This is a genomic window from Nocardia flavorosea NBRC 108225 (assembly GCF_001613385.1).
Lineage (GTDB): Bacteria > Actinomycetota > Actinomycetes > Mycobacteriales > Mycobacteriaceae > Nocardia > Nocardia flavorosea.
The window spans coordinates 1-4243 of sequence record NZ_BDCG01000052.1; the positions used below are offsets into that span (position 1 = coordinate 1).

Annotated in this window: 4 protein-coding genes; 3 read left to right on the forward strand and 1 reads right to left on the reverse strand. The window is 67.6% G+C overall.

What is annotated here, in order from left to right; genetic code table 11:
* The coding region (locus tag NFL01S_RS33740) for a DedA family protein (RefSeq protein WP_371851882.1) at positions 1 to 362 on the reverse strand (362 nt) is incomplete at its 3' end.
* Positions 363 to 516: 154 nt separating this feature from the next.
* Between NFL01S_RS33740 and NFL01S_RS33745 the strand changes: the two genes are divergently transcribed.
* The 3 genes from NFL01S_RS33745 to NFL01S_RS33755 all read left to right on the forward strand — a co-directional run.
* Complete coding sequence (locus NFL01S_RS33745) at positions 517 to 1134, forward strand: serine hydrolase (protein ID WP_062980385.1); 618 nt, start codon at positions 517 to 519, stop codon at positions 1132 to 1134.
* 410 nt (positions 1135 to 1544) lie between these two features.
* Entirely contained in the window at positions 1545 to 3824 is a 2280-nt protein-coding gene (locus NFL01S_RS33750; RefSeq protein ID WP_062980386.1) for a S9 family peptidase, read from the forward strand.
* Between the two features lie 98 nt (positions 3825 to 3922).
* Positions 3923 to 4243, forward strand: a 321-nt coding sequence (locus tag NFL01S_RS33755; RefSeq protein WP_174555746.1) for a transposase, incomplete at its 3' end; no start/stop codon positions are given.

Consider the following 4243-nt stretch of genomic DNA (forward strand, 5'->3'; position numbering starts at 1 on the left):
TTATCCCCGTGCCTGGCGAACCATTCCTCCGTCCGATCGAAATCGGACAGCTGCACCAGCGGCATCCGATCGATAATCGCGCGGAGCCGGTCCCGGCCGAGCAGTACACCCAGCCCGTACAGCGTCAACGCGCCGATCACTGAACCGAGCGTGGTCCATATCAGAGCCTCCGCCACACCGAATTGTCCCTTGCTCGCCGTGAACCCGGCCAGCGGCAGGATGATCTCGCTGGGCAGCGGCGGGAAAAGGTTCTCCAGGGCGATGGCCGTACCCGCCCCCATCCCGCCGAGCTGTTCCATGAGGTCGACCGCCCAGGCGGCCACCCCGGTCAACTCGTCGGTGGATTCCATTGCAATAGGCATATTACGAACCTAGGAATCGGCGCCGTCGCGCACAGTGGTGCCGGCCACCCGGTTCGGGAGGCCCGGTCGCAGTGTCGCGCTGCGGTTTTCCGCACCTCGACCGGCGGGTCTGCACCCTCGCCGCGTTCCCGCCCCGGCCCTAGCGTCGAAATCCATGAGGCAGAAATTGCTCCGTTTCGCTATCGCTGTCACTGCGGCCGTCGTCGCAGTGATCGCCATGGCGATGCTGATTTTGGTCACCGCCCGAGATCAGCTGACCGCGAATATCGTCGTATCGGCGGCGCGGCTCACCGATGCCGATATTGTGCTGCGCGTTTCCGACCACGAGGGCACCCGCGACCTGATCGCGGCGGGCAGCGGTATCGAGCAGGACGTCGAAATGGGGCCGACCACCCGGTTCCGGATCGGCAGCATAACCAAGACTTTCGGCGCGACAGTGGTCATGCAACTGGTGGACGAGGGTCGAATCGAACTGGACGGGCCGATCGCAGGCCAGTTGCCCGAACCGATCCCGGGTGGGGATCGGATCACCGACGAGGACGAGCAGGTGCGCTATCACGACGAGTTGCTGGAGATCTTCGAGGAGGAAGGAGTGGACACAGCGCTCTGGTTCACCTTCGGCGGCTACAACAGGCCAGGGGAGCGCGACCTCGGCTCCTATGGCGTGGTCCGGATCCTCGACGAGAACCACTGGGAACCGAAGAAGGTGTTCCACGCGATGACCGCCCGGTACAGGCAGGACCGGCAACCAGCGTCAGAAAAGACAGGCTGATCTAGACCCCGGCCTCCTCAGCGCGGACCGAGTTGCCATTCACATCGGAATACAACCCGCGAGGTCTGCTCGGCGCCCGGGAGCAGGACATCGGCGCCGAATCATCGCGGCAGTGGTTATGCCAGTGGATTCCGGCGTCGTTGATCGGTGAATTCTGCAGTCGTTGCTGGACCGAACACTGTCGGTGTGGCGGTGAGTTCTGCCGTCACTGATCGTGTGGCGCCGCCGGAAGTGTGTACGGAGGGCACGATGTTCTTGCTTGATACACGGAGGGGGGAACGCGTATGTGGCAGCGGATCTGGGCGGCTCCGACGGGAAAGAGGTCTGTGATCTGGTTCTCATAGGGGTGGAGGTTGCCGTGGCGGCACAGTGTGAGGTGGTCGGGAGCGGCAGTGACGAGAGGATCCGATATGACCGACGCGGCCGGGCGAATCGTGCTCACCGACACCGACTATGCCCGCGCGGAGCAGATGCTCGCGCCGTACCGGGACCGGCTGCTCCCGCAGGCCGTGGTGGTCCCGCACTGGTCCGACGACGGTGCCCGGTTCCGGTACCGGTCGGGGGCGTATCACGTCCTGGTCGACCCGGTGGCGGGCACCCGCCGGGACGCGTTCGACCACGAGCGGCTCGCTGCGGCCCTGTCGCAGGCATCCGGACATGCGGTGGTAGCCGACGACCTGCCGCTCGCCTCGGTGGAGTTCGACGTTCCCGGCCGGGATCCGGACGTGCTCCGTTTCTCGGCGTTCGATACCCGGTGGGAGTGGTCGGACCGCGCCGGGACCTGCACGCCGGTCGAGAACGGCCCGCCGGTGGGGGTGGGGGAGATCGCGTCACCGGACCGGGCGTGGGTGGCGTTCCGGCGGGAGGGCAACGTGTGGGTGCGCAGCCGGGATGGTGAGCGGGAGTTCGCGCTGACCGGTGACGCCGAGCCGCACTGGGACTACGGCGGGTTCCCCGAGGCAGCGACCAAGGTGAAGCTGCCCCTGCTGGGGATCGAGTCGCCGCTCGTGGCAGCGTGGTCGCCGGACTCCACCCGGTTGATCACCCACCGGATCGACCAGCGCGGGCTGCCCGAACAGGTCCTGGTGGAAGCCGCCCCACCCGGTGGTGGACGCCCGGTGACGCACCGCGTGCGCTATCCGATGCCCGGCGACGCGGCGCAGGCGACGTTGACGTGGCACGTGCTCGACGTCCGCACCGGGCAGAATATTCCCGCGTCCGCCGCACCGGAGGTCCTGGTATCTCCCTACGCCCTCGACCGGCGGTGGTGGTCCGGGCAGAAGGGGAACGCTGTCCACCTCCTGCACCAGTCACGCGATGGGCGCACCCTCGAACTGCGCCGCCTCGACCCCGACACCGGCGCGACGACGACACTGATCACCGAGAGCGATCGCACCCGGGTGGATCCCTCGCCTTACCTGCACGTACCACCTGTGGTCCGCATCCTCGACTCCGGCGAGATCCTCTGGTGGTCCCAACGCGACGGCTGGGGACACCTCTACCGATACTCGGCCGAAGGCGAACAGCTCGGGCAGGTCACCGCAGGTCAATGGCTGGTCCGCCGAATCCTGCGCGTCGACGAAGACCTCGGCCGCGTGTGGTTCCTCGCCTGCGGGCTGAACGAGGACCCCTACCTCCGCCAGATCTGCCGGGTCGACCTCGACGGCGGTGGGTTCGTGCGGATCACCGACGACGACCTCGACCACGACGCCGTCGCCCCGCCGCGCGGCAACTACCTCGTCGACCGCGCCTCGACCGTCGCCCTGCCCCCTCGCACGAGAGTGCTCGGCGACGACGGCCGGGTCCTGGTCGAACTCGAGGCACCGGATGCGACCGCGCGGGAGGCAGCCGGGTGGAGCCCACCCGAGCGGTTCCGGACGACCGCCGCCGACGGCCACACGCCGATCTATGGGCTGTTGTGGCGCCCACTCGGTTTCGACCCGGCACGACGCTACCCCGTCATCGACCACGCCTACCCCGGACCGAACATCCACCGGGCCTCGCCGGGTTTCTGCGACCTGTTCACCGGGGAGCCCGAGGCGCTGGCCGCGCTCGGGTTCGCGGTCGTCGCCCTCGACGGCCGCGGCACCCCGGTGCGTAGCAAGGCGTTCCTCGACCACTCCTACGGCGACTTGGGCATGACCGCCGCCCTGGACGACCACGTCGCCGCCATCCGAGAGCTCGGGCGACGCCACCCCTGGCTCGACACCGGCCGCGTCGGGATCACCGGCCACTCCGGCGGCGGATTCTTCACCGCCCGGGCCATGCTGACCAGACCAGAGTTCTACTCGGTGGGGGTCTCCCAGGCCGGACCCCACGACTTCTCGATCTACCTGCCGTTCTGGGTGGAGCAGCACCACGGGGAACTCACCGAGGAAAACCGTGCGACGCTTATCAATACGCTGCACGCCGGCAACCTGCGCGGCAAGCTCCTACTGATCGACGGCGAACTAGACGACAACGTCCTGCCGCACCAGAGCATGCGCCTGGTCGACGCACTCATCGACGCCGACGCCGATATCGATATGCTCATCGTCCCCGGCGTCGAGCACACGTTCCACGGCCGATACCACTACGTCACCCGACGCACCTGGGACTACCTCGTGCGGCACTTGCACGGCACCGAACCCCCGGCCTATCGCCTCGCGCCGTTCCCCGCGATGCCCGAGTGGGCCGTTCATCCGTCCTGACCCGAGACCATGCACACCGATACCGGCACCGCAGGGACTGTGGATTCTTCGGTGTTTCCGGCCTGATTCGCTGACCGGATGGTCAGCGGGAAGGCGCCCTGATGACGACACTTGATGCCGTGGCGAAGAAGAAGGCCGAAGCCTCGGCCGAGCAGCTGGCAGCGGTCGAGTTGGTCCGGATGGCCAAGGAGCAGGGCTTGTCCCTGACCGGGCCGGACGGACTGCTCAAACAGTTCACCAAGACCGTTCTGGAGACCGCGCTCAACGAGGAGATGACCGAGCACCTGGGATACGAACCCAACCAGGCCCCGCAGGAGCGGGAATCGGCGAACGTGCGTAACGGGACCCGGTCGAAGACGGTGTTGACCGAGACGACCGGGCCCGTGCCGATCGAGGTGCCCCGCGACCGCGACGGCAGC

Bases quoted from the DNA above. Each gene is read 5' to 3' on its own strand.
- NFL01S_RS33745 (WP_062980385.1), top strand. From the start codon at position 517: ATGAGGCAGAAATTGCTCCGTTTCGCTATCGCTGTCACTGCGGCCGTC.
- NFL01S_RS33750 (WP_062980386.1), top strand. From the start codon at position 1,545: ATGACCGACGCGGCCGGGCGAATCGTGCTCACCGACACCGACTATGCC.